This window comes from Burkholderia seminalis (assembly GCF_001718535.1).
Taxonomy (GTDB): Bacteria; Pseudomonadota; Gammaproteobacteria; order Burkholderiales; family Burkholderiaceae; genus Burkholderia; species Burkholderia seminalis.
In genome coordinates this window covers 882,044-902,645 of the sequence record NZ_CP013399.1, presented here as the reverse complement: position 1 = coordinate 902,645, position 20,602 = coordinate 882,044, and the positions used below count along the sequence as shown (strand labels likewise).

The 20,602-nt window shown below is 67.1% G+C and carries 19 protein-coding genes; 10 read left to right on the top strand and 9 right to left on the bottom strand.

Translation table 11 applies throughout. The features are described 5' to 3' along the window. Nucleotides 1-78 precede the first annotated feature (78 nt). The 3 genes from WJ12_RS19815 to WJ12_RS19805 all read right to left on the bottom strand — a co-directional run bounded on the left by WJ12_RS19815 (nt 79) and on the right by WJ12_RS19805 (nt 4,724). Nucleotides 79-1,662: an ABC transporter substrate-binding protein gene (locus WJ12_RS19815; RefSeq protein WP_034191867.1), complete on the bottom strand. Its 1,584-nt coding sequence runs from the start codon at nt 1,660-1,662 to the stop codon at nt 79-81. 682 nt (nt 1,663-2,344) lie between these two features. Next, nucleotides 2,345-3,883: a methyl-accepting chemotaxis protein gene (locus WJ12_RS19810; RefSeq protein ID WP_059562491.1), complete on the bottom strand. Its 1,539-nt coding sequence runs from the start codon at nt 3,881-3,883 to the stop codon at nt 2,345-2,347. Between the two features lie 172 nt (nt 3,884-4,055). Further along, entirely contained in the window at nt 4,056-4,724 is a 669-nt protein-coding gene (locus tag WJ12_RS19805) for a haloacid dehalogenase type II (protein WP_034191869.1), read from the bottom strand. A gap of 467 nt (nt 4,725-5,191) precedes the next feature. Here WJ12_RS19805 and WJ12_RS19800 point away from each other — a divergent pair, with 467 nt between their 5' ends. From WJ12_RS19800 to WJ12_RS19780, 5 genes are all read left to right on the top strand, one after another. Further along, nucleotides 5,192-6,052 carry a GNAT family N-acetyltransferase gene (locus WJ12_RS19800; protein ID WP_049031037.1) on the top strand — a complete coding sequence of 287 codons (861 nt, stop codon included), beginning with the start codon at nt 5,192-5,194 and terminating at the stop codon, nt 6,050-6,052. Between the two features lie 11 nt (nt 6,053-6,063). Continuing rightward, the gene (locus WJ12_RS19795) at nt 6,064-6,990 is read left to right on the top strand and encodes a 2-hydroxyacid dehydrogenase (RefSeq protein WP_059562488.1); all 927 of its coding nucleotides are present in this window, start codon (nt 6,064-6,066) and stop codon (nt 6,988-6,990) included. Between the two features lie 161 nt (nt 6,991-7,151). Further along, on the top strand, nt 7,152-8,561 hold the full coding sequence (locus WJ12_RS19790; RefSeq protein ID WP_059562485.1) for an aspartate aminotransferase family protein: 1,410 nt from the start codon (nt 7,152-7,154) through the stop codon (nt 8,559-8,561). An 86-nt stretch (nt 8,562-8,647) separates the two neighbouring features. Beyond that, nucleotides 8,648-9,139, top strand: a complete 492-nt coding sequence (locus WJ12_RS19785) for an Lrp/AsnC family transcriptional regulator (protein ID WP_034191873.1) — start codon at nt 8,648-8,650, stop codon at nt 9,137-9,139. Nucleotides 9,140-9,238: 99 nt separating this feature from the next. After that, a complete protein-coding gene (locus WJ12_RS19780; RefSeq protein ID WP_059562482.1) occupies nt 9,239-10,711 on the top strand; it encodes an NAD-dependent succinate-semialdehyde dehydrogenase in 1,473 nt (490 codons plus the stop codon). Between the two features lie 60 nt (nt 10,712-10,771). Here the strand turns inward: WJ12_RS19780 and WJ12_RS19775 are convergent, their stop codons facing one another. Next, the gene (locus tag WJ12_RS19775; RefSeq protein ID WP_059562479.1) at nt 10,772-11,863 is read right to left on the bottom strand and encodes a helix-turn-helix transcriptional regulator; all 1,092 of its coding nucleotides are present in this window, start codon (nt 11,861-11,863) and stop codon (nt 10,772-10,774) included. Between the two features lie 427 nt (nt 11,864-12,290). Here WJ12_RS19775 and WJ12_RS19770 point away from each other — a divergent pair, with 427 nt between their 5' ends. Then, the gene (locus WJ12_RS19770; protein ID WP_059562477.1) at nt 12,291-13,403 is read left to right on the top strand and encodes a histidinol-phosphate transaminase; all 1,113 of its coding nucleotides are present in this window, start codon (nt 12,291-12,293) and stop codon (nt 13,401-13,403) included. 12 nt (nt 13,404-13,415) lie between these two features. Here the strand turns inward: WJ12_RS19770 and WJ12_RS19765 are convergent, their stop codons facing one another. Continuing rightward, nucleotides 13,416-13,667, bottom strand: coding sequence for a hypothetical protein (locus WJ12_RS19765; protein ID WP_034191877.1), 252 nt, complete (start codon nt 13,665-13,667; stop codon nt 13,416-13,418). A gap of 681 nt (nt 13,668-14,348) precedes the next feature. Here WJ12_RS19765 and WJ12_RS19760 point away from each other — a divergent pair. Together WJ12_RS19760 and WJ12_RS19755 are read left to right on the top strand one after the other, a co-directional pair. Next, nucleotides 14,349-15,407 carry an NAD-dependent epimerase/dehydratase family protein gene (locus tag WJ12_RS19760; protein ID WP_034191878.1) on the top strand — a complete coding sequence of 353 codons (1,059 nt, stop codon included), beginning with the start codon at nt 14,349-14,351 and terminating at the stop codon, nt 15,405-15,407. Next, nucleotides 15,404-16,396: an AraC family transcriptional regulator gene (locus tag WJ12_RS19755; protein ID WP_059562473.1), complete on the top strand. Its 993-nt coding sequence runs from the start codon at nt 15,404-15,406 to the stop codon at nt 16,394-16,396. The genes WJ12_RS19760 and WJ12_RS19755 overlap by 4 nt, the downstream gene beginning before the upstream one ends. Before the next feature lie 36 nt (nt 16,397-16,432). Here WJ12_RS19755 and WJ12_RS19750 read toward each other — a convergent pair whose 3' ends face one another. After that, on the bottom strand, nt 16,433-16,921 hold the full coding sequence (locus tag WJ12_RS19750) for a RidA family protein (protein ID WP_059562470.1): 489 nt from the start codon (nt 16,919-16,921) through the stop codon (nt 16,433-16,435). 226 nt (nt 16,922-17,147) lie between these two features. On the opposite strand from WJ12_RS19750, the gene WJ12_RS19745 reads away from it, so the two are divergent. Beyond that, a complete protein-coding gene (locus tag WJ12_RS19745; RefSeq protein WP_034191881.1) occupies nt 17,148-17,447 on the top strand; it encodes an H-NS histone family protein in 300 nt (99 codons plus the stop codon). Nucleotides 17,448-17,581: 134 nt separating this feature from the next. On the opposite strand, the gene WJ12_RS19740 is transcribed toward WJ12_RS19745, so the two are convergent. Beyond that, nucleotides 17,582-17,914, bottom strand: a complete 333-nt coding sequence (locus WJ12_RS19740; RefSeq protein ID WP_049036215.1) for a cupin domain-containing protein — start codon at nt 17,912-17,914, stop codon at nt 17,582-17,584. Between the two features lie 110 nt (nt 17,915-18,024). Next, a complete protein-coding gene (locus tag WJ12_RS19735; protein ID WP_059562467.1) occupies nt 18,025-18,966 on the bottom strand; it encodes a LysR substrate-binding domain-containing protein in 942 nt (313 codons plus the stop codon). Nucleotides 18,967-19,048: 82 nt separating this feature from the next. Between WJ12_RS19735 and WJ12_RS19730 the strand changes: the two genes are divergently transcribed. Further along, nucleotides 19,049-19,447: a nuclear transport factor 2 family protein gene (locus tag WJ12_RS19730; protein ID WP_175026832.1), complete on the top strand. Its 399-nt coding sequence runs from the start codon at nt 19,049-19,051 to the stop codon at nt 19,445-19,447. Between the two features lie 221 nt (nt 19,448-19,668). On the opposite strand, the gene WJ12_RS19725 is transcribed toward WJ12_RS19730, so the two are convergent. Continuing rightward, nucleotides 19,669-20,592: a LysR family transcriptional regulator gene (locus WJ12_RS19725; protein WP_059562464.1), complete on the bottom strand. Its 924-nt coding sequence runs from the start codon at nt 20,590-20,592 to the stop codon at nt 19,669-19,671. Nucleotides 20,593-20,602 lie beyond the last annotated feature (10 nt).

Here is a 20,602-nt window from a genome sequence, read left to right as displayed (position 1 = left end):
GAGCAGCACTCCCGAAAAAACCGTGCGTGGCCGGCGCGGGGGCCCGCACCGGCCGCGCGACGGCGGCCAGCCACGACGTCACGCGTTCCACCACACGTTCTCGGCGAACATGAAGCCCATCATCCCGCCGGTCGGGATCGAACCGAGGCCCGCGAGCCGCTTGTCGTACCCGTCGAGGAAGCTGATGAACGCCGGAATGCCGACCCGGCCCTGCTGCGCCACGATCACCTGCATGTCGCCGTACATCTGCTTGCGCTTCGCGTCGTCGGTTTCCGAACGCGCGGCGAGCAGCAACTGGTCGAACTTCGCGTTCTTCCAGCCCGATTCGTTCCACGGCGCATCCGACTTGAAGAACTGCGTGAACAGCACGTCGGCGCTCGAACGCGGGTTGATGTTGCCGAACGTGAGCGGGTGCTTCATCCAGTGGTTCGACCAGTAGCCGTCGGGCGACGCGCGGTTGACCTGCAGGTTCAGCCCGATCTTCTGGCCGGCCTGCTGCAGCAGCACGGCCATTTCGATCGACCCGTTCGCGTCGGACGTCGCATAGATCGGCGGCAGCGTGGTGCCGAGCGCGCCCGCCTTCTGGAGCAGGAATTTCGCCTTGTCAGGATCGTGCGCCCGCTGCGGCAGCGACGCGTTGAAGTAGCGATGCCCCGGCGGGATCGGCTGGTCGTTGCCGATCACCGAGTAGCCGCGGAACACCGCCGTGCGGATCTGCTCGCGATCGAACAGGTACTTCATCCCTTCGACGAAATCGGGATTCGAGACGATCGGGTTGTCGCTGCGCATGATCAGGTCGGTATAGAGGCCCGACTTGGTTTCCTTCAGCGCGTAGCCCGGCGTCGACGAGACCCGCTGCGTCGAGCGCGGATCGATCGCGTTGATCAGGTGCACGTCGCCCGACAGCAGCGCGTTCAGGCGCGCGGCGCTGTCGCCGATGCCGATCAGCTCGATCTCGTCGAGATACGGCCTGCCCGGCTTGAAGTAGCTGTCGTTGCGCACGCCGATGGTCGCCACGCCCGGCTTGAACGACTTCAGCTTGTACGGGCCGCAGCCGATACCGGTGCTGAAGTCGGTCGTGCCGTCCTTGACGATCACGAGCTGCGGCGTCGCGAGGATCACCGGTAGATCGGCGTTCGCGCTCACGAGCGTCAGCGTGACTTCGTCGGGGCCGGTCGCCTTCGCATCCGCGAACTGTTCGGCGAGTGGCTTGACCTTCGACGCGGTGGCCGGGTTCTTGTGGCGCATCAGCGAAAACACCACGTCGGCCGGGCCGACGGGCTTACCGTCGTGGAACGTGACGCCCTTGCGCAGCTTGATGATCCACGTCTTCGCATCGGTCGTCTGCAGCGACTCGGCGAGGTTCATCTGCGGCGTGAGGCTCGCATCGAGCTGCGTGAGACCGCTGTAGAACATGAAGAAACGGGTGTAGTCCGCGCCCGTCGAGCCCTTGGCCGGATCGAGCGTATCGGCCGTCGAGCCGGCTTCGTTCGCGACCCGGATCTTGCCGCCGCGCTTCGGCGCGGGCGCGGCGAATGCCGACTGCGCATCCATCAGCAGCCCGCCGCCGCCGACGGCCATCATGCCGCTCGCCGCCATGACCCGCATCATGTCGCGGCGCGTGAAGCCGCCCTTGCCGTCATTGTCGATATCGTCGCTCATCCGAACTGCTCCTGACTGTGGGAAGTGGGTCCAAGGGTCCAGCGTGGTTGTTCAATCCCGCCGCGCCCGCTTGCTGGTGGCGGGCGCGACGTCGTACACATGCAGTTCATTTAAGCATCGCCAAAATGCGGTTTGTCGCGATTCGGGCGGCCCGCACGATACGAATCGACCGTTTTGAGCCGCCCGCGCAGCATGAATTGCTGCGTGCGCGCATGTGTCGTCGTGCGCCCGGCGGCGTGTCGCGGCGGCTGCCCGACCCGTGTCGATACAGGAAATCGTAAGGCCGCAGCCGCCGCAGATTGCGCCGACAAAATTGCCCGTTCGGCATCCGGCGCGCGTTTGACTCACGCAAACCGCACGTTTGTGTCGAATGTGTGTGCGCGTGCCCACGACGGTCGAAACGAGCGGCACGTTGCGGCGGATCGCCGCACGCACGAGCGGCGACGATGGGGATCGCGGCGGGACGTCGCGCAGGAAAGTTCGGAAGAATGCCGCTCGATCGGAACGGCTTGGCGGGAAGACGGGAAGATGACGCGACTGCCCGGAAACCGGGCCCGTGCAGCCGTCAGGCGCCGCGGCCGCGAGCGGCGACGCATGCGTCACCGGGCATGTCGGCGCGCTCGCCGGCGCGGCGCCCGGGCGGCAGGATGATGCGCCCCCGCGAGCGGACGGCGCGAAGCCGTCACGCAGCGAGCCGGAATACCGATACGGCGGCCCGCAGGCGCGCCGCCTGCTCGTCCAGCGACGAGGCGGCGGCCGCTGCCTGCTCGACGAGCGCGGCGTTCTGCTGGGTGACTTCATCCATTTGCGCGACGGCCAGCCCGATTTGTTCGATGCCGGTGCTTTGCTCCGCCGATGCCGCGGAAATCTCGCCCATGATGTCCGCCACCCGGTCGATCGACCGGACGATCTCGGTCATGCGCTCGCCGGCCGTCTCGACGAGCCGGCTGCCGCTGCCGGCCCGCTCGACCGACGCGTCGATCAATCCCTTGATGTCCTTCGCGGCCGCCGCGCTGCGCTGCGCGAGCGAGCGGACTTCCGATGCGACGACGGCGAACCCCCGCCCCTCCTCGCCGGCCCGCGCGGCTTCCACCGCGGCGTTGAGCGCGAGAATGTTGGTCTGGAATGCGATGCTTTCGATGACGACGGTAATGTCGGCGATCCGCACCGATCCGTCCGAAATCTGCCGCATCGTTTCGACGACCGCGTGCACGGCGGCGCCGCCGAGCTCGGTCGCATCCTTGGCCTGGGCCACGAGCGCATTCGCCTGGCGCGCGTTGTCGGCGTTCTGTTTGACCGTGGACGTGATCTGCTCCATGCTCGCCGCCGTTTCCTGCAGCGACGCGGCCTGCTGCTCCGTGCGCTGCGACAGATCCAGGTTGCCTTGCGCGATCTCGCCGGTGCCCGTGGCGATCGAGTGGGTCGTGGTCTGGATCTCGGCGATGGTGTCGGTCAGCCGCGCCTTCATGTCGCCCAGCGCGACGAGCAGGCTGCCGGGCGCGGCGTGCGCCGTATCGAACTGCACGTCCAGTTCGCCGGCGGCGATGCGGGCGGCGATCTGCGTCGCATGCGCGGGTTCCCCGCCCAGCGTGCGCCTGACGCTGCGCAGCACGCCCCATGCGATGGCCGCGAGCGCCGCGGCGATGACGAGCGCGACGGCGCCCAGCACCATCGCGAGCCGGGCAAACGCCGCGTTGATGTCGTCGTAGAAAAATCCCGTGCCGATCCACCAGTTCCAGTCCGGAATCGCGACCACGCCCTGCAGCTTCGGCTCCAGGTCCGCGTCGGGGCTGCGCTTGACCAGCACGTCGACGAGCGCGAAATGCGCCTGCGCCATCCCCGCGCGGTACGCCTCGCTGTCGGTCATGCCGCTGGTCGTGCGGTTGCCTTTCGCGCGCGTGCCGATGAATTTCGCGTTCGGGTGCACGAGGTTGACGCCGTCGGACGTCGTGACCCAGAAGTAGCTCTTCGAATTCGCGTTGAGCGCCGCCAGCGCGGCCTTGGCCTGCTGCTGCGCCTGCTCCTGCGTGAGCGTGCCGCTCGTCTGCATCGCGCGATACGAATCGACCAGATGCTCGGCCTTGGTCAGCAGAATGACGACCTCTTCGCGGCGGCTGTCGATCAGCGCGTCGCGCAGCGTGTGCAGCGACAACGCGGCCAGCAGGACGACGCCGAGCAGCGCCGCGGCGACGAGCATCAGCAGTTTGGTGGACAACTTCATGCAGGGGCCTCGAAATATTAACCGTTCGGTACATATATCGGCCCGGGCGGCCCCGCCTTGAACGACTCAATATCGGTAATTACCCTCATTTCGTGCGCTGACCGAACGCGCCGGGACGCGACGGCATCACGGCCGCGCCCCGGCGCTCGACGAATCGGCCGGCGCGGCCGGCTTACAGCCCGAGTTGCGTCGCGAGCTGACCGATGTCCGACACTTCGTAATAGTTGTAGAACGGCGTGCCCGGCTCGTGGCCGCGGTTCACGAATGCCTTGTGCTTGATGCCGAGATCCTCGGCCGTCATGAGGTCGTAGCGCAGGCTCGACGACACGTGCAGCACGTCCTCGGGCTTGCAGCCGAGCTTGTCGAACATGTATTCGAAGCCCTGCATCCGCGGCTTGTACGATTGCGCCTGCTGCGCGGTGAACACGGCGTGGAACGGCGCGCCCAGCTTGTCGACGTTGCTCATGATCTGCTCGTCCATCGCATTCGACAGGATCACCAGCTTGTACTTCGACGCCAGCCGCGACAGCCCGGCCGGCACGTCCGGATGCGGGCCCCACGTCGGCACCGCATGATAGAAAAGCTCGGCCTCGGCCTCGTCGAACTTCACGCCGAGCCGCGCGCAGGTGCGGCGGACCGCGTTGACGACGACGTCGCGGTACGGCTTCCACGCGCCGAGCACCTCGTCGAGCCGATAGGCGGCGAACGCGCGCACGAATGCCTCCATCGCGGCCGGCGACAGCCGGTCCGCATAGATTTCGCGCGCCGTCTCGGCCATCCGGAAATGGGTCAGCGTGCCGTAGCAGTCGAAGGTGATGTACTTCGGTTCAAACTGGATCATGGTGACGTCCTGTCGGTGTGAAGCCCCGGCAGGGCCGGGGACGGGCTGGATTTAACGAAATTGAATCAGGGCAAAAAGTCGTCCGCGCATCGTTCGGCGCCGCTCAAAACGCAGAATCGCCGCGTGTTGCCCGCCACATGCAGCACGATCTGCGGCACGATCGGGCGCGGCGCGGGCGGCGGGCGCCGATGGGCGCCGCGCTACCGCGGCGAGCCCGTCTGCCGATGCGGCCCTTCGGCAGGCGGCAGTGCCGCCGTGCCATTGATCGTAGTGGTATTCCACAGCACGCGTGGCCGGATTGACCCGTCTCGCCAGCACGATCCGGGCGTTCGTTCGCGCCGATCGAGCCGGTTTGCATCGAATTCGCGGGCGCGCCCGCCGCCGCCGGAAAACAGGCGAATCGTCCTATCCGCCCTGCGGCCTCGCTGGCACAGTGATGCGTCATTCCCACCCCTCCGGAGTCCGGCGTGTCCGACCTCAATCCTTCCAGCACGCTTACCTATCGCCCGTTCGCCGAAACCGACCTGCCCGCCGCGCACCGGCTGTCGGAAGCCGTCAAGTGGCCGCACCGGCTCGACGACTGGCGCTTCGTGTTCCAGCTCGGCGGCGGCTTCGTCGCCGAAGACGAAACCGGCGTCGTCGGCACCGCGCTCGGCTGGCGCTTCGGCGAATCGCACGCGTCGCTCGGCATGGTCATCGTGTCGCCCGAGCGCCAGGGCCGCGGCATCGGGCGCGAGTTGCTCGCCCGCCTGGTCGACAGCTTCGGCCCGCGGACCGTGTTCCTGCACGCGACGCCGGCCGGCGAGCCGCTGTACGCGAAATTCGGGTTCGAAGCGATCGGCACGATCGATCAACACCAGGGCGCCGCCTTCCAGCCGCCGCTGATATCGCTGCCGCCCGGCGAGCGCCTGCGGCCGATCGGCGCGAACGACGGCCCGCGCCTTGCCGCGCTCGCGTCGCGCGCCGCGGGCTATCAGCGCGACGAAGTGATCGGCGCGCTGCTCGACGTCGCGAACGGCATCGCGCTCGATCGCGACGGCGAACTGCTCGGCTTCGCGCTGTTCCGCCGCTTCGGCCGCGGCCACGCGATCGGCCCGGTGGTCGCACCGGACGCGCAGCGCGCGCAGGCGCTGATCAGTCACTGGCTCGCCCTGCACGAGGGCATGTTCGTGCGGCTCGACGTGCCGGGCGACAGCGGCCTGTCCGACTGGCTGCAGGGGCTCGGGCTGCCGCGCGTCGATACCGTCGTCGCGATGGCGCGCGGCGCAGCGCCCGAGCGCGATCCGGCGCTGCGCGCGTACGCGATCGTGAACCAGGCACTCGGCTGAGCGGAACGAAGATGAGCTTCCTGTACAAGGCCGACCCGGTGCGCGGCGCGCAATGGGCACAGCGCTTCGCGCAGCGCGCGCCCGATCTCGCGTTCCGGATCTGGCCGGACATCGGCTACCCGGAGGCGGTCCGCTATCTCGCCGCGTGGCAGCCGCCGGACGATCCGGCCGCGCTGCTCCCGAATCTCGAGGTCGTGTTCTCGGTCGGGGCCGGCATCGATCAGTTCGACCTGTCGCGCGTGCCGCCGCACATCCCCGTCGTGCGGATGATCGAGCCGGGCATCGTCGAGGGCATGGTCGAATACGTGACGCAGGCGGTGCTGACGATTCACCGCGACCTGTTCGACTACGCGGCACAACAACGCGCGCAGGTGTGGCACGAGAAACCGGTGCGCGCCGCCGCGTCGACGCGAATCGGCGTCCTCGGGCTCGGCACGCTCGGCCAGGCGGTGCTCGACATGCTCCGGCGCTTCGGCTTCCCGTGCGCGGGCTGGAGCCGCACGCCGCGCACGCTCGACGGCATCGCGTGCTACGCCGGCGACGACGCGCTCGAACCGTTCCTCGCCCGCACCGACATCCTGATCTGCCTGCTGCCGCTGACCGACGGCACGCGCGGGCTGCTCGGCACACGCGTGTTCGATGCGCTGCCGGCCGGCGCGTCGCTCGTGCAGGTCGGGCGCGGGCCGCAGCTCGATGCGGCCGCGCTGCTCGCCGCGCTCGACAGCGGCCGGCTCGACAGCGCGATCCTCGATGTGACCGACCCCGAACCGTTGCCGGCCGGTCATCCGTTCTGGGCGCATCCGCGCATCCGGATCACGCCGCACATCGCGAGCGCCACGCGGCCCGACACCGCCGTGGACGCCGTGCTCGCGAATCTCGCGCGCCATCGTGCAGGACAACCGATGATCGGCGTCGTCGACCGCACACGCGGCTACTGACGCACGCGTCCGGCACGGCGGGGCGCGCAGCAGAAAATGCCGAAGCGCCCCGTGCAAACGCCGCGCCCATACGTTTCGGGGCGCAAATTGAAAGCGCATGCGGATCGTTCGCCCGGTAGCATGAACTCACCGCTGACACCTGACGAGAGTCCTGCCCTGCCATGAACCACTCCGACCACGCTGCGCTGATCGAAGCCGATCGTCAGCATCTGATCCACCCCGTCGTCAACTATCGCGCACACGAGGCGCGCGGCGCCACCGTGCTCGAATCCGCGGACGGCGTGTTCCTGCGCGACGCCGACGGCCACACGCTGCTCGACGCGTTCTCGGGCCTGTGGTGCGTGAACGTCGGCTACGGCCGCGACAGCATCGTGAAAGCGGCCGCCGACCAGATGGCGAAGCTGCCCTACGCGACCGGCTATTTCCATTTCGGCTCGCAGCCGGCGATCGAGCTGGCCGAACGGCTCGCCGCGCTCGCGCCGCCGTCGCTGAACCACGTGTACTTCACGCTCGGCGGCTCGGATGCGGTCGATTCCGCGGTGCGCTTCATCACGCACTATTTCAACGCGACCGGCCGTCCGTCGAAAAAGCAGATGATCGCGCTCGAGCGCGGTTATCACGGCTCGTCGTCGATCGGCGCCGGCCTCACCGCGCTGCCGGCGTTCCACCGTCACTTCGACCTGCCGCGCGCGGACCAGCATCACATCCCGTCGCCCTACCCGTATCGCCATCCGCTCGGCGACGATCCGCAGGCGCTGATCGCCGCGTCGGTCGCCGCGCTCGAAGCGAAGGTCGCCGAACTCGGCGCGGACAACGTGGCCGCCTTCTTCTGCGAGCCCGTGCAGGGCTCCGGCGGCGTGATCGTGCCGCCGGCCGGCTGGCTGAAGGCGATGCGCGACGCCTGCCGTCGCCTCGGCATCCTGTTCGTCGCCGACGAGGTGATCACCGGCTTCGGCCGCACGGGGCCGCTGTTCGCGTGCGAGACCGAACAGGTCGATCCGGACCTGATGACCGTCGCGAAGGGACTGACCGCCGGTTATGCGCCGATGGGCGCGGTGCTGATGTCCGATGAAATCTATGAAGGGATCGCGGGCAGCCGCGCCGAATCGGCCGTGGTCGGCCACGGCCATACGTATTCCGCGCATCCGGTCAGCGCGGCGATCGGCCTCGAGGTGCTGAAGCTCTATCACGAAGGCGGGCTGCTCGCGAACGGCCAGGCGCTGGCACCGCGCTTCGCGGCGGGCCTCGACGCGCTGCGCGCGCATCCGCTCGTCGGCGATGCGCGTTCCGTCGGCCTGCTCGGTGCGCTCGAACTGGTGACCGACAAGGCCCGCAAGACGCGCTTCGACCCGGCGCTGAACGTGCCCGACAAGATCGCGGCGGCCGCTTACGCGAACGGCGTGGTGTTCCGCGCGTTCGGCGACGGCGTGCTCGGCTTCGCGCCGGCGCTGAGCTTCACCGCGGGCGAGTTCGACCTATTGTTCGAACGCGTGCGCAAGACGCTCGACGACGTGCTGGGCGATGCCGGCGTGCAGCGCGCGCTCGACGCCGCGCACGCGCAGCCGGCCTGACCGGCCAAGGGAAAGCCGGGCTTGTGGCGGCCCTCGTTCGACTCTAAAGTAACCGGACATTCCATTTTTTCGCCTCTCACGTGAACATGACGGACAGCAAGCTGGATCGCATCGACCTGCGCATCCTCTCCCAGTTGCAGAAGCGCGGCCGCATGACCAACGTCGAGCTGGCCGATGCGGTCGGGCTGTCGCCCAGTCCTTGCCTGATCCGCGTGAAGCGGCTCGAGAAGGCCGGCTACATCGGCGGCTACGGCGCGCACATCCAGCTCGAGAAACTCGGCGACGTGCAGGTCGTGTTCACCGAGGTCACGCTGGCCGACCACCGGCGCGAGGACTTCGACCGCTTCGTCGCGGCGATCCGCAACGTCGACGAGATCGTCGAGTGCCATCTCGCGAGCGGCGGCTACGACTACCTGCTGAAGTTCATCACGCGCAGCGTGAGCCATTACCAGACGATCGTCGAGGGGCTGCTCGAGCAGAACATCGGCATCGAAAAGTATTTCAGTTACGTGATCATCAAGTCGCCGTTCGTCAAACGGCACTATCCGCTCGAATCGCTGTTCGGCGACCGGCACTGACGCACGGTGCCCGCCTGCCTCGAACGCGGCAGCGTGCTGTCCGCGCGGGGTAGTCGCGCGCCCGCGCCGCCGCCGAACCGCTTCATCCAAGGACCTGTCATGCCGCTTACGCTGTCCCGAACCGAACTGCTGCGTACCGCCAACCTGATCGACGGTACCTGGCGCGATGCGCTCGACGGCGCACGCTTCGACGTCACCGATCCGGCGACGCTCGAGACCGTTGCCCACGCACCCGACAGCGGAGCCGCCGACGCGCGCGCCGCGACCGACGCGGCGGCACGCGCGCTGCCCGCATGGCGCGCGACGCCCGCTCGCGAACGCGCCGCGATCCTGCGCGCGTGGCACGCGGCGATCATCGCGCACACCGACGATCTCGCGAAGCTGATGTCGCGCGAACAGGGCAAGCCGCTCGCCGAAGCGCGCGGCGAAGTCGCCTACGGCGCGTCGTACGTGCTGTGGTTTGCCGAGGAAGCGACGCGCACGTACGGCGACCTGATTCCGCAGCAGCAGCGCGGCAAACGGCTGAGCGCGGTCAAGGAACCGATCGGCATCGTCGCCGCGATCACGCCCTGGAATTTCCCGCTCGCGATGATCGCGCGCAAGATCGCGCCCGCCCTCGCGGCCGGCTGCACGGTCGTCGCGAAGCCGGCGGAAGACACGCCGCTGACCGCGCTCGCGCTCGCCTTCCTCGCGCAGGAAGCCGGCGTGCCGCCCGGCGTGCTGAACCTGATCGCCGCCTCGCGCGAGCGCGGGGTCGCGGCCGTGGCCGACTGGCTCGCGGACGGCCGCGTGCGCAAGATCACGTTCACCGGATCGACGCCCGTCGGCAAGCTGCTCGCGCGCGAATCGGCGGCGACGCTGAAGAAGCTGTCGCTGGAGCTCGGCGGCAATGCGCCGTTCATCGTGTTCGACGATGCCGAGCTCGATAGCGCGGTCGACGGGCTGATGGCGTCCAAGTTCCGCAACGGCGGCCAGACCTGCGTGTCGCCGAATCGCGTGTATGTGCAGTGCGGCGTCTACGACGCGTTCGCCGCGAAGCTCGCGGCACGCGTCGCCGCGCTGAAGGTCGCGCCGGCGACCGACCCGGCCGCGCAGATCGGCCCGATGATCAACGCGCGTGCGGTCGACAAGATCGCCCGCCACGTCGGCGACGCCGTCGAACGCGGCGCGCGCGTGCTCGCCGGCGGCAAGCGTCTGGCCGAACTCGGCCCGAACTTCTATGCCCCGACGGTGCTCGCCGACGCGACCGCCGACATGCAACTGAACTGCGAGGAAACGTTCGGCCCGATCGCGGCGCTGTTCCGCTTCGATACCGAGGACGAGGCCGTCGGCGCCGCGAACGATACGCCGTTCGGGCTCGCCGCGTATTTCTACACGCAGGACGTGCGGCGCATCGCGCGCGTGTCGGCGCGGCTCGAAACGGGCATCGTCGGCATCAACGAAGGCGCGCTCGCGAGCGAGGCCGCGCCGTTCGGCGGGGTGAAGGAATCGGGCTACGGCCGCGAAGGCTCGCGCTACGGCCTCGACGATTACCTGTCGATCAAGTACCTGTGCCAGGGCGGGCTCGAGTGAATCCGGCCGGACGCGACGGCCTGCCGCGCACCGCAGGGTCGGGCCGGCCGTCACGCATCGTCACGTCTGCATGACCAGCGACGTCAGCTGCGCCGCGCGCGCCACGTCCGTCTTCGTGTAGATCGACTTGATCTGCGCGCGGACCGTACCGATCGACACGCCGCGCAGCGCCGCGCATTCCTGCGGCGAGCGCCCGTCGCAGCACAGCAGCACCGCGAGGTCGGCTTCGGCCGACGACAGCCCGTAGAACACGCGCAATCGCTGCGCGCGCGCCGACGGCGCGCGCAGGTCCGCGGCGGTCATCAATGCCGTCACGCCCGGCCGTTCGCGCGCAAGGTGCGACTGTTCGGGAACGGGGATCAACGCCAGCGGCAGCGGCTCGCCCGTCGTCCGCCGCAGCAGCAGCCCGCCGCGCGCGAACGCATGCCGCCATTGCGCGTCGTCGACGCATCCTTCCGGCGCGAAACGCCCGTTCACGACCCGCAGCGCCGGTTCGGCGGCGATCAGTTGATCGGCCGCACGGTTCGTATAGCGCAGCTCGCGCCGCGCGCCGAGCAGGAACACCGGCACCGGAATCGCGTCGAGCGCCGATTCCGCGGCGGCCACGCGCGCTTCGAGTTCGCCGATGCGCGCCTGAATCCGCAGCGCGCGGCTGATGTGCGCGCCCATGATTTCGATCATGCGGCGCTGATCGTCGGACAGCCCCTGCGATTCAGGGCCGCCCTGCACGCTGAGGAACGCGCCCGAGCCTTCGCCGCGATGGATGTACAGCCCCGAGATGCTGCCGAGCCCGAACGGGTGCATGAATTCCTGATAGAACACGCTGTGCGCGCGCTGGTGCGCGGACAGGTGCTTGACGTCCTCGAACCAGCGCCCCGTCGGCCAGTCGGCAGCGATCGGCACGACCGGGTCGTACAGGTAGAACTCGGTGTTGTAGCTGTGGTAGCACGCGGCGACCCACGACGCGTCGTCGCCGGCCGCCTGCTCGATCGCCGGCACCCTCGCCTTGTCGTCGAACGACAGCAGCGTGGCCATGCGCACACCGACCGACGATCGCAGCCCGTCCAGCACCGCTTCCCATCGTTGATCGCCCAGTGCCGCCGCGTAGATGTCGTCGATCCACGCCGATTGAATCAATCCGTTCAGTTGCATCTGGCTACCCCGCGCCGTGCGTTTCTGTCGAACGTCTTCAGCGCATCTTACTCAATGAACGAGATCGTTCAAATTAACCGGGTACGTTTGGTCTGAAATACCACGTTTGTTACCGTTTCTCGTCTGATGTATTGGCAATCCTGGCAAGACAGCGCGGCCGACGCCGGCACGAACCGCGCCGCGGCCGGCTTTTCATCCGGATCAGGGTATGCCATGATGCAGCGCATGACGATCCGAAACGCCACGTCCTCGCTGCACCATCACCACGGCCGCCCTCCATTGCGCCGTGGGTCGTTTCGCATCCAGTCATCGATCGGGTAGCTCCCCGGTCAACACGACAACCAAGGCGCCTCCGGCGCCTTTTTTGTTTTTTGCCGCCGAAAAAGCCCGCTGCGCCGCCCCATCGATAACGTCCGGAGTGTTTTCAATGCAACAACCGTGGAAAGACATTGCCCTGTCGGATTTGCCGCTGCGGGACGATCTGACGCTGCGGCATGCGTACGGCGCGCCGCAGCTCGACGTGCCGGTCCGCCTGAACGTCAACGAGAATCCGTATCCGCCGTCGCCGGCGCTCGTCGAACGCATCGCGACCGCGGTGGCCGATGCGGCGCGCGACGCGAACCGCTATCCCGATCGCGACTTCGCCGAACTGCGATCGCATCTCGCCGCCTACCTGACGCACGACACCGGCGTGCCGGTCGACGCGACCCGCGTCTGGGCGGCCAACGGGTCGAACGAGGTGATCCAGCAGATCCTGCAGGCATTCGGCGGCCCGGGGCGCTCGGTGCTGGCCTTTACGCCCGCGTATCCGATGTATGACGAATACTGCCGGACGACCTTCACGCGCCTGCACACGTTGCCGCGCGACGAGGATTTCTCGCTGGACCTCGATCGGGCGCTCGACGGCATCCGCGAACACCGGCCGAGCGTGATCCTGCTCACGTCACCGAACAACCCGACGGGAACCGCGCTGCCGATCGACGACATCCGCGCGATTCTCGACCTCGCGCCGGGTGTGGTCGTCGTCGACGAAGCGTATGCGGAATTCCGTCGTCACGGCGTCCGCAGCGCGGTGACGCTGCTGCCCGACCATCCGCGGCTGATCGTGACGCGTACGTTGAGCAAGGCATTCAAGTTCGCGGGGGGCCGCATCGGGTATTGCGCATGCGCGCCGGCGATCGTGGACGCGCTGAAGCGGGTTCGCCTGCCGTATCACCTGTCCGCGTTGACGCAGGCGGCGGCCTGCGCGGCGCTCGCCGCGCGTGACGAAATGCTGTCGCAGGTCGACGCGATCAAGGTCGAGCGCGACGCGACCGTGTGCTGGCTGCGCGGCCGGGGCCTCGCGGTCGCCGATTCGGACGCGAACTTCGTGATGTTCGGCAAGTTTGCGGATCGCCACCGGATCTGGAGCGGACTCCTGCGCCACGGTGTCCTGATTCGCGAGTCCGGGCCGCCCGAGTACCTGCGCGTATCGATCGGCACCGCTCTGGAGATGGCTGCGTTTCGCGCGGCGCTGCTCGACGTGATGGCGCGCGAATAAGCAATGGGGTGCTTACTTCATCGTCGCGAGCCGCGATTCCAGTTCGTCGATCTTCGCGAGCACGGCTTCGCTGAGCTTCCTGACGTGACGCGGCACGTCGGGCGCCGACAGCAGTTCCTCGATGCGCCCGCGCCAGTAGCTCGGATGCCGGACGCGCGCCGCGCCCGACATCGATACGTCGTCAGCGATCGCATCGCTGTCCAGGAGAGCCACCATTCTCTGGATGTGAGAAAGCTCTCGTTCCACGTAGTCTCTTGCCAGCATATTGATTGCCATTCCCCGAAATACGACATCAGGCCTTCCGTCGTCAGCGCCATCGTGCCGCGATGCCAACGATGCACCGCCCACGCCGTGCGTCGTCCGCATGCAACGGCCGTGTCGTTCAACTGCGCGGACGATCGCATGCAATCGACACGGAATGGCAGGCCTGTTCGTTTGTTTTCGTTACATCCGCTCCCCGGTGCACTGTCGTCAATCGTAGGCGCACCGGCCCTCGCCGGCATCCCCAAAAATGGGGATGCCGGCCGATATCGTTTGCGCGACGGGTTACGGAAATGCCGGAGGCGGGGCACCTCCCGCCGATAAGACGGCGGTGCGAATTCGACCGGATCGGGGTTCAGGCGCGATGCGGCCCGCAATTCGGACGCGTTTGCCTTGCACCGTCGCGGCACGTCAGGTTCACGGGCACCGGTTGCGTCCGCAACGCCTGATGCCAGGTCTGCCACGGGCCGTCCGCGACGGCGATCGGCGACCGTCCGTCGTGGAGCCGGCGGCACGTCAGACAGCGCATGGAGCCGGTCCAGCGCGCCACTGTCCATGTCGACGCGGGCAGCGGGCATCGCGCCGCCTGTCGCACCTTGCATGCCGATTGGCGCGCTTTGCAAGTGAATTGGCGCGTAAAAGGCGGCATCATGACGCATCGCCTCTGCCACGGAACCCACGCCCATGAATATCGATACCGACCTCCCCGTGATGGTGACCGGCGCCACCGGATACGTCGCGGGCCGGCTCGTGCAACGGCTTCTCGAGGCCGGCCTGACGGTCCACGCGGCCGTCCGCGACCCCGACAGCCCGGACAAGCTGAAGCACCTCCAGCGCATCGCGGCGGGCACACCCGGCACGATCCGTTTTTTCCGCGCCGATCTGCTCGAACCCGGCTCGTACGCGGCTGCGATGGCCGGTTGCGGCATCGTGTTCCACACCGCGTCGCCGTTCACGGTCACCGTTCGCGACCCGCAGAAGGAACTCGTCGATCCGGCGCTGCTCGGCACGCGCAACGTGCTCGAAACGGCCAACCGCACACCGTCGGTGCGGCGCGTCGTGCTGACCAGCAGTTGCGCGGCGATCTACGGCGACAATGCCGATCTCGCCGCGACGCCGAACGGCGTGTTCACCGAGGCGATCTGGAACACCAGCTCGTCGCTCGCCCATCAGCCGTATTCGTATTCGAAGACCGTGGCGGAGCGCGAAGCGTGGAAAATCGCCGGCGCGCAGCACCGCTGGGATCTCGTGACCATCAATCCGTCGCTCGTGATCGGCCCCGGCATCAATCCGTACGCCACGTCGGAAAGCTTCGAGATCGTGCGGCAGATGGGCAACGGCACGATGAAAGCGGGCGTGCCGAATCTCGGCCTGGGCGCGGTCGACGTACGCGACGTCGCCGATGCGCACGTCCGGGCCGCGTTTCTGGCGAGCGCCAACGGCCGCTACATCGTGTCCGGTCACGATACCAGCCTGCCGGCGATGGCCGCCACGCTGCTCGAGCGGTATGGCGCCGACTACCCGATTCCGCGGCGCATCCTGCCCAAATGGCTCGTGTGGCTGGTCGGTCCGCTCGCGAACAAAGGCGTGACGCGCCGCGTGATCGCGCGCAACGTCGGGCTTCCCTGGCGCGGCGACAACAGCCGCAGTCGCAACGAACTCGGCCTGCGCTATCGCCCGCTCGCCGAGTCGATGAACGACTTCTTTCAGCAGTTCGTCGAAACCGGGCAATTGCGGCGATGAACCGCTTCGCGATTTTACCGGGCTACCAGATCGTGATGGCCGACCTCGGCCTGCGTACCGACGAACTGCTGCGGCGCGCGCAATTGCCCGCCGATCTGTTCGCGCGGCCCGGGAACGGGCTGACCACCCGCGAGTACTTCCGCATGTGGCAGGCGGTGGAGGAGCTGGCCGGCGTGCCGGCCGTCGCGCTGCGCCTCCTCGACCTGCTCTCCGTCGAGGCCTTCGACCCGCTGTTGTTCGCCGCGCTGTGCAGTCCGGACCTGGAGGTCGCCATCCGGCGCATCGGCCAGTTCAAGCCGCTGATCGGCCCGATGCGCGTGCACGTCACGCACGATGCCGACGCGCTCGTGCTCGCCGTCGACTTCCTCGAACGCGAGGTGCCGCCGCCCGGCATGCTGCTCGCGGCCGAACTGGGCTTCTTCGTGAAGCTGGCGCGGCTGGCAACCCGCACCGCATTGCCCGCCCGCGCCGTCACGCTGCCGCGCGGCCTCGCGCCGCATCCCGGCTATGCGCGTTTTTTCGGCGTGGCACCGCAATACGGCGACGCGCCCGCCGTGAGCTTCGCGCTGCAGGACGCGCGGCGTCCGTTCGTGACGGCCAACCATGCGATGTGGGCAATCTTCGAACCCGATCTGCGCCGCCGCCTCGACGCGCTGTCGGCGGGCGCGGGTATCGTCGAACGCGTGCGCGCGGCACTGCTCGAATTGATCCCGGGCGGCCTCGCCACCGCGGACGACGTCGCACGGACGCTTGCGATCAGCAAGCGCACGCTGCAACGCCGGCTCGGCGACGACGGCGCGACCTTCAAGACCATCCTGGCCGATGTCCGCGAGAAGCTCGCGTGGCACTACCTCGATCGCTCGGAACTCCCCTACAGCCAGATCGCGTTCCTGCTCGGCTACCAGGATCCGAACTCGTTCTTCCGCGCGTTCAACGAATGGACCGGCATGACCCCCGACGCCGCACGCTCGCGGACGATGCCACGCTGACGCACAAGGTTGCCCCATCGTTGGACCGGCGGGCGATCAGCGTGTGGCGTCGTCGCGGTTCAGCCCGAAAATGAAATCGGCTTCCACCGCCGCGCCTTTGGGCAACTGCAGCACGCCGACCGACGAACGCGTGTGGACGCCGGCATCGCCGAGCACGGCGTACAGGACGTCGGACGCGCCGTCGGCCACTTCGCTTTGCATCGTGAAGCCGGGTGCACTGCGCACATAAACGGTGATGCGCGGCACCGTCGCGATCGCATCGAGCGTGCCGCAATGCTTGCGAATCAGCGACAGCGCACGCAGCGCCGATATGCCGGCCGCACGGCGGCCGTCGTCCAGCGAAACGGATTCGCCGACGATACCGACGAAATGCACGACTTCCCCGATTCGCGGAATCTGGCCTGAGATATAGGCCGTCCTTCCATCGACCAGAACGGGCGTGTACTTTCCGCCGATCCTGATTTCCGCGTCCGGATCGAATCCGAAATCGGCCGCGATCTGTTTCAGCTTATCGTCTCTGTTCATCCGTGAATTCCCCGATCCTTCATAAAAAAGATAAAGAATAATTGAGTCCCCGAATCTTGTCCCGAAGGCACCCATCCGCCGAAAATGACGCAATTGACACACTTATCAGGTGTTCGAAGCAGTCCCGCGCGCGATATCGACACCGTAATTCGTAGTCGGCGAGATTTTTTTCATCATTTCCGGTTGAAACCGCTATCATGTGAACACACAACCTGATGAGCGATATATGGCGACTTACAAGGAACTGAAAGCCCAAATGGACGCTTTGGCCGAAAAGGCCGAAGCCGCGCGCATCGCCGAATTCCAGGCGATCGTCGACGACATCCGTGCCAAGGTCGCGGAATACGGCATTACCGAAAAGGACATTTTCGGCACGCGTCGTGGTCGGCCGGCCAAGCAGGCAGCGGCGCCCGTGCAGGCGAAGTATCGCGACCCGAAGACCGGTGCAACCTGGTCGGGCCGCGGTCGCGCGCCGGCATGGATCAAGGATGCGAAGAACCGCAATCGATTCCTGATCCAGGAATAAGATTTTCGGCGCGTACCGGCGCGCGGTTCAGCGCGCTGTCCGGCGAGTGGGGCATCGATACCGGCGGGATTCAAAGACCGCTCCGGGTTAATACCCATTTGTCTCATTCGGCCCGCCGCACGCCAATTCCTTCCTCATCGTTCGTAATAAATCGCAAGCCAGACGGTTTGCGTTTCTTCATGCGTCCACGCAACACGATGGCGGCAATGCGGTTCGATCAGCACATAGTCGCCCGGATGCATCTCGTGCCGCGTCGAACCTTCTTCGAATTCGAGCACGGCCGCGCCCGACAGCAAGACGACCCATTCGGCACGCGCGTCGTCATACCAGAATCCATCCGGGCTCGTGTGTCCCATCGACACGATCCGCTCGACATTCAGGTGCTGTGCCCTGACGAGGAGATCGATCCGCTCGTCGCCGCCGCGTTGCCCTTCGACACTGAACAGGTTACCGGTTTGAAGTTGCATCGCTCGACCTCGTGATTGTCCTTCCGATGCAGGAAGCGGGTTGAAAGGCGCCGCGAAATGTTCACTGCAGTCCAGCCGTTACCGCGCCGCATCGGACGCTCGCCTGTCAATCAGTCTTCTCGCGCAAGTCGCAGCAAGATGTCGGCGAGGGCGCGAATTTTCGGTTGTGCCGCACGTTGAGGCGGATAGACGAGGAAGTAGGACAGGCCGTCCGGAACCACGTCCGCAAACGGCGTCACCAGCGATCCGGCACGGAGTCGGTCTCGTGCCATTCGCGGGTCGCCGATGGCCACGCCGTGCCCTTCCACCGATGCCGCGAGCGTCAATTCGAGGGTATCGAATACCAGTCCGCGTCCCGCATCGATCTGGCGCGTCCCGACATGATCGAGCCAGCATCGCCACTCCGCGTGGCTGGGCCCGGGATGAAGCAAATCGACCTGCGCAAGGTCGGCAACGGATTGAAGCGATGCGGCCAATGCGGGCGCGCACATCGGCGTGAGCATCTCGGAAAAGAGCGGTACCGCTTCCATGCCGGTCCACTGCCCCGTGCCGCGCACAATGACGGCATCGACGTCGGGCGTCGTGAAATCCGGCGTATCGTCCGCGGATGTCGAAATACGAAGTTCCGTACCGCTCATCGCGCGATGAATGTCCGGCAGCCGCGGGAGCAGCCAGCGAATGGCGAACGTGGACGGCAACTTCAACGTGAGCACCGAGGTCGCCCGTGCATGCACGTCCGCGTGCTGAACCAGTTGCGTGAGCACGTTGACCGCGACCGTCAGCAGCTCGCTTCCTTCCGCCGTCAACGTGAGACCCGATACATGGCGCACGAAGAGTGCGCATCGATAATGCGTTTCCAGTTGCTGTATCTGGCGGCTCACCGCGCCTTGCGTACGGCACAGGTGATCCGCGGCCTTGCTGACGCTGCCGAGCTGCGCCGCGGCGACGAACGACTGAATCGCCGCCAACGGCGGCAGGGGCCGCGTCAGGTCGGCCAGCGGGTATGCATGCGCCGCATACCCGGCTTGCAAATTTTTCGATTGTTCAGTCATCGGTGCGTCGCTATCGTGCGTCTACCGGATGCCCCGTTCACGCGAATGAACGGGGTTGTCAACGAATGATCGGAGGATAATCTTGGGCTCAACGTCGGCCTCACTATATACGGAACAGGTTCGCGCTTACCTTCGGGAACTGGAGCGAGGCGATGTCGATGCCATCTGCGCGCTCTTTACGCCGGACGCGCAGATTTTCTCGCCATTTCTCGGCTGGATGCACCCTGAGCGCTTCTTTTCGAAGGTTGCCGCCGCGTCGGGAGCAAGCAAGATTACACCGATCGATATCTGCGTCAGCACGAGCGGGGCTCGACGTGCGACAGGCTACTTCATCTACGACTGGGCGCTGAAAGACGGCTCGGTGGCGCACTTCGAGTGCGTCGACGTGTTCGAGTTCGACACCGCGGGGCGCATCGAACGGATGATCATCGTCTACGACACCCATCCGATTCGCAGTACGGTCGGCGACAAATACGCGTAGCCGAATCGATGTCGGCCAATCCCGACGGCTGGCGTGTGCGGTGGGCTGCTCCGCATGAAGTCGCACTTCCGCGCACGCTGGAGCCCCGCCGAGCAGCCGGCGTTCCGGGACGAGACGGAACGACCGTTTGACCTCGGACCCTGCCGTCAGGGCCGGAATGGATCGACACCCCCGATCGAGTTCGCCACGCACGGCCCATTTCCGCTCCCCAACTCCCCCCATCACACTACCGCCCGCAACCACCTCAACAACGCCCCCGGTACGCTCCCGTCCACCACCGGCGCCGGCGTCAGCAGGCAGTAATGCGAGCCATCCTCGACGAATCCCATCGGCGCGACCAGCACACCGCTTTCGATGTCGTCGCGCACGAGATGCCACGGCCCGATCGCCACCCCCAGCCCCGCAACGGCCGCCTGCAGGCTGAAATAGAAATGATCGAACGTCTGCCCGCGCCTGCTCGCGGCCGGCAGACCGGCCGCCACCGCCCACTCCTTCCACGCATTCGGCCGGGTCCGCGTATGCAGGAGCGGCGCCTCCTGCTTCAACGAACGCTGGCCGCGGCGCGCGGCAAACCACGCACCGGCTTTGTCCGGTCGACAAACCGGCCCCACCTGCTCGGCGAACAACGGCTCCGCGTGATACCCCGCCGGCCACGTGAAATCGTTGCGGCGAATCGCCATGTCGATCCCGCTGTCGAACGAAAACGGCCCGCCCGCGGCAACCAGGTGGATATCGACATCCGCCTGTCGCGCCTGGAAATCCGGCCAGCGCGGGATCAGCCAGCGCATCAGCAGCGTCGGCTCGCACGACAGTACCCACCGCCGGGCACGCTCAGCCTCGCCACGCAATTCCTGCGTGGCACGACGCATCAGGCCGAGGCCGTCGTGAACGGCCTGCGCCAGCTTGCGTCCTGCATCGGTCAGGAATACGCGACGACTGCGCCGCAGAAAAAGCGCCACGCCGAGATCCTCCTCGAGCAGACGCACCGCGCGGCTGACCGCGCCGTGGGTCACGCACAGCTCGTCCGCCGCACGGCTGAAATTCTCGTGACGCGCCGCCGCCTCGAAACAGCGCAGCGCCATCAGCGACGGCAGGTTCGCACGGGTCGATTGTGAGTCAAACTCACGATCGTCGTCAGAAATCATCGTTTTTCCT

Bases quoted from the DNA above. Each gene is read 5' to 3' on its own strand.
- WJ12_RS19775 (WP_059562479.1), bottom strand. From the start codon at position 11,863: ATGCAACTGAACGGATTGATTCAATCGGCGTGGATCGACGACATCTAC.
- WJ12_RS19760 (WP_034191878.1), top strand. From the start codon at position 14,349: ATGAATATCGATACCGACCTCCCCGTGATGGTGACCGGCGCCACCGGA.
- WJ12_RS19770 (WP_059562477.1), top strand. From the start codon at position 12,291: ATGCAACAACCGTGGAAAGACATTGCCCTGTCGGATTTGCCGCTGCGG.
- WJ12_RS19750 (WP_059562470.1), bottom strand. From the start codon at position 16,921: ATGAACAGAGACGATAAGCTGAAACAGATCGCGGCCGATTTCGGATTC.
- WJ12_RS19755 (WP_059562473.1), top strand. From the start codon at position 15,404: ATGAACCGCTTCGCGATTTTACCGGGCTACCAGATCGTGATGGCCGAC.
- WJ12_RS19805 (WP_034191869.1), bottom strand. From the start codon at position 4,724: ATGATCCAGTTTGAACCGAAGTACATCACCTTCGACTGCTACGGCACG.
- WJ12_RS19765 (WP_034191877.1), bottom strand. From the start codon at position 13,667: ATGCTGGCAAGAGACTACGTGGAACGAGAGCTTTCTCACATCCAGAGA.
- WJ12_RS19810 (WP_059562491.1), bottom strand. From the start codon at position 3,883: ATGAAGTTGTCCACCAAACTGCTGATGCTCGTCGCCGCGGCGCTGCTC.
- WJ12_RS19785 (WP_034191873.1), top strand. From the start codon at position 8,648: ATGACGGACAGCAAGCTGGATCGCATCGACCTGCGCATCCTCTCCCAG.
- WJ12_RS19740 (WP_049036215.1), bottom strand. From the start codon at position 17,914: ATGCAACTTCAAACCGGTAACCTGTTCAGTGTCGAAGGGCAACGCGGC.
- WJ12_RS19815 (WP_034191867.1), bottom strand. From the start codon at position 1,662: ATGAGCGACGATATCGACAATGACGGCAAGGGCGGCTTCACGCGCCGC.
- WJ12_RS19790 (WP_059562485.1), top strand. From the start codon at position 7,152: ATGAACCACTCCGACCACGCTGCGCTGATCGAAGCCGATCGTCAGCAT.
- WJ12_RS19795 (WP_059562488.1), top strand. From the start codon at position 6,064: ATGAGCTTCCTGTACAAGGCCGACCCGGTGCGCGGCGCGCAATGGGCA.
- WJ12_RS19725 (WP_059562464.1), bottom strand. From the start codon at position 20,592: ATGATTTCTGACGACGATCGTGAGTTTGACTCACAATCGACCCGTGCG.
- WJ12_RS19745 (WP_034191881.1), top strand. From the start codon at position 17,148: ATGGCGACTTACAAGGAACTGAAAGCCCAAATGGACGCTTTGGCCGAA.
- WJ12_RS19735 (WP_059562467.1), bottom strand. From the start codon at position 18,966: ATGACTGAACAATCGAAAAATTTGCAAGCCGGGTATGCGGCGCATGCA.
- WJ12_RS19780 (WP_059562482.1), top strand. From the start codon at position 9,239: ATGCCGCTTACGCTGTCCCGAACCGAACTGCTGCGTACCGCCAACCTG.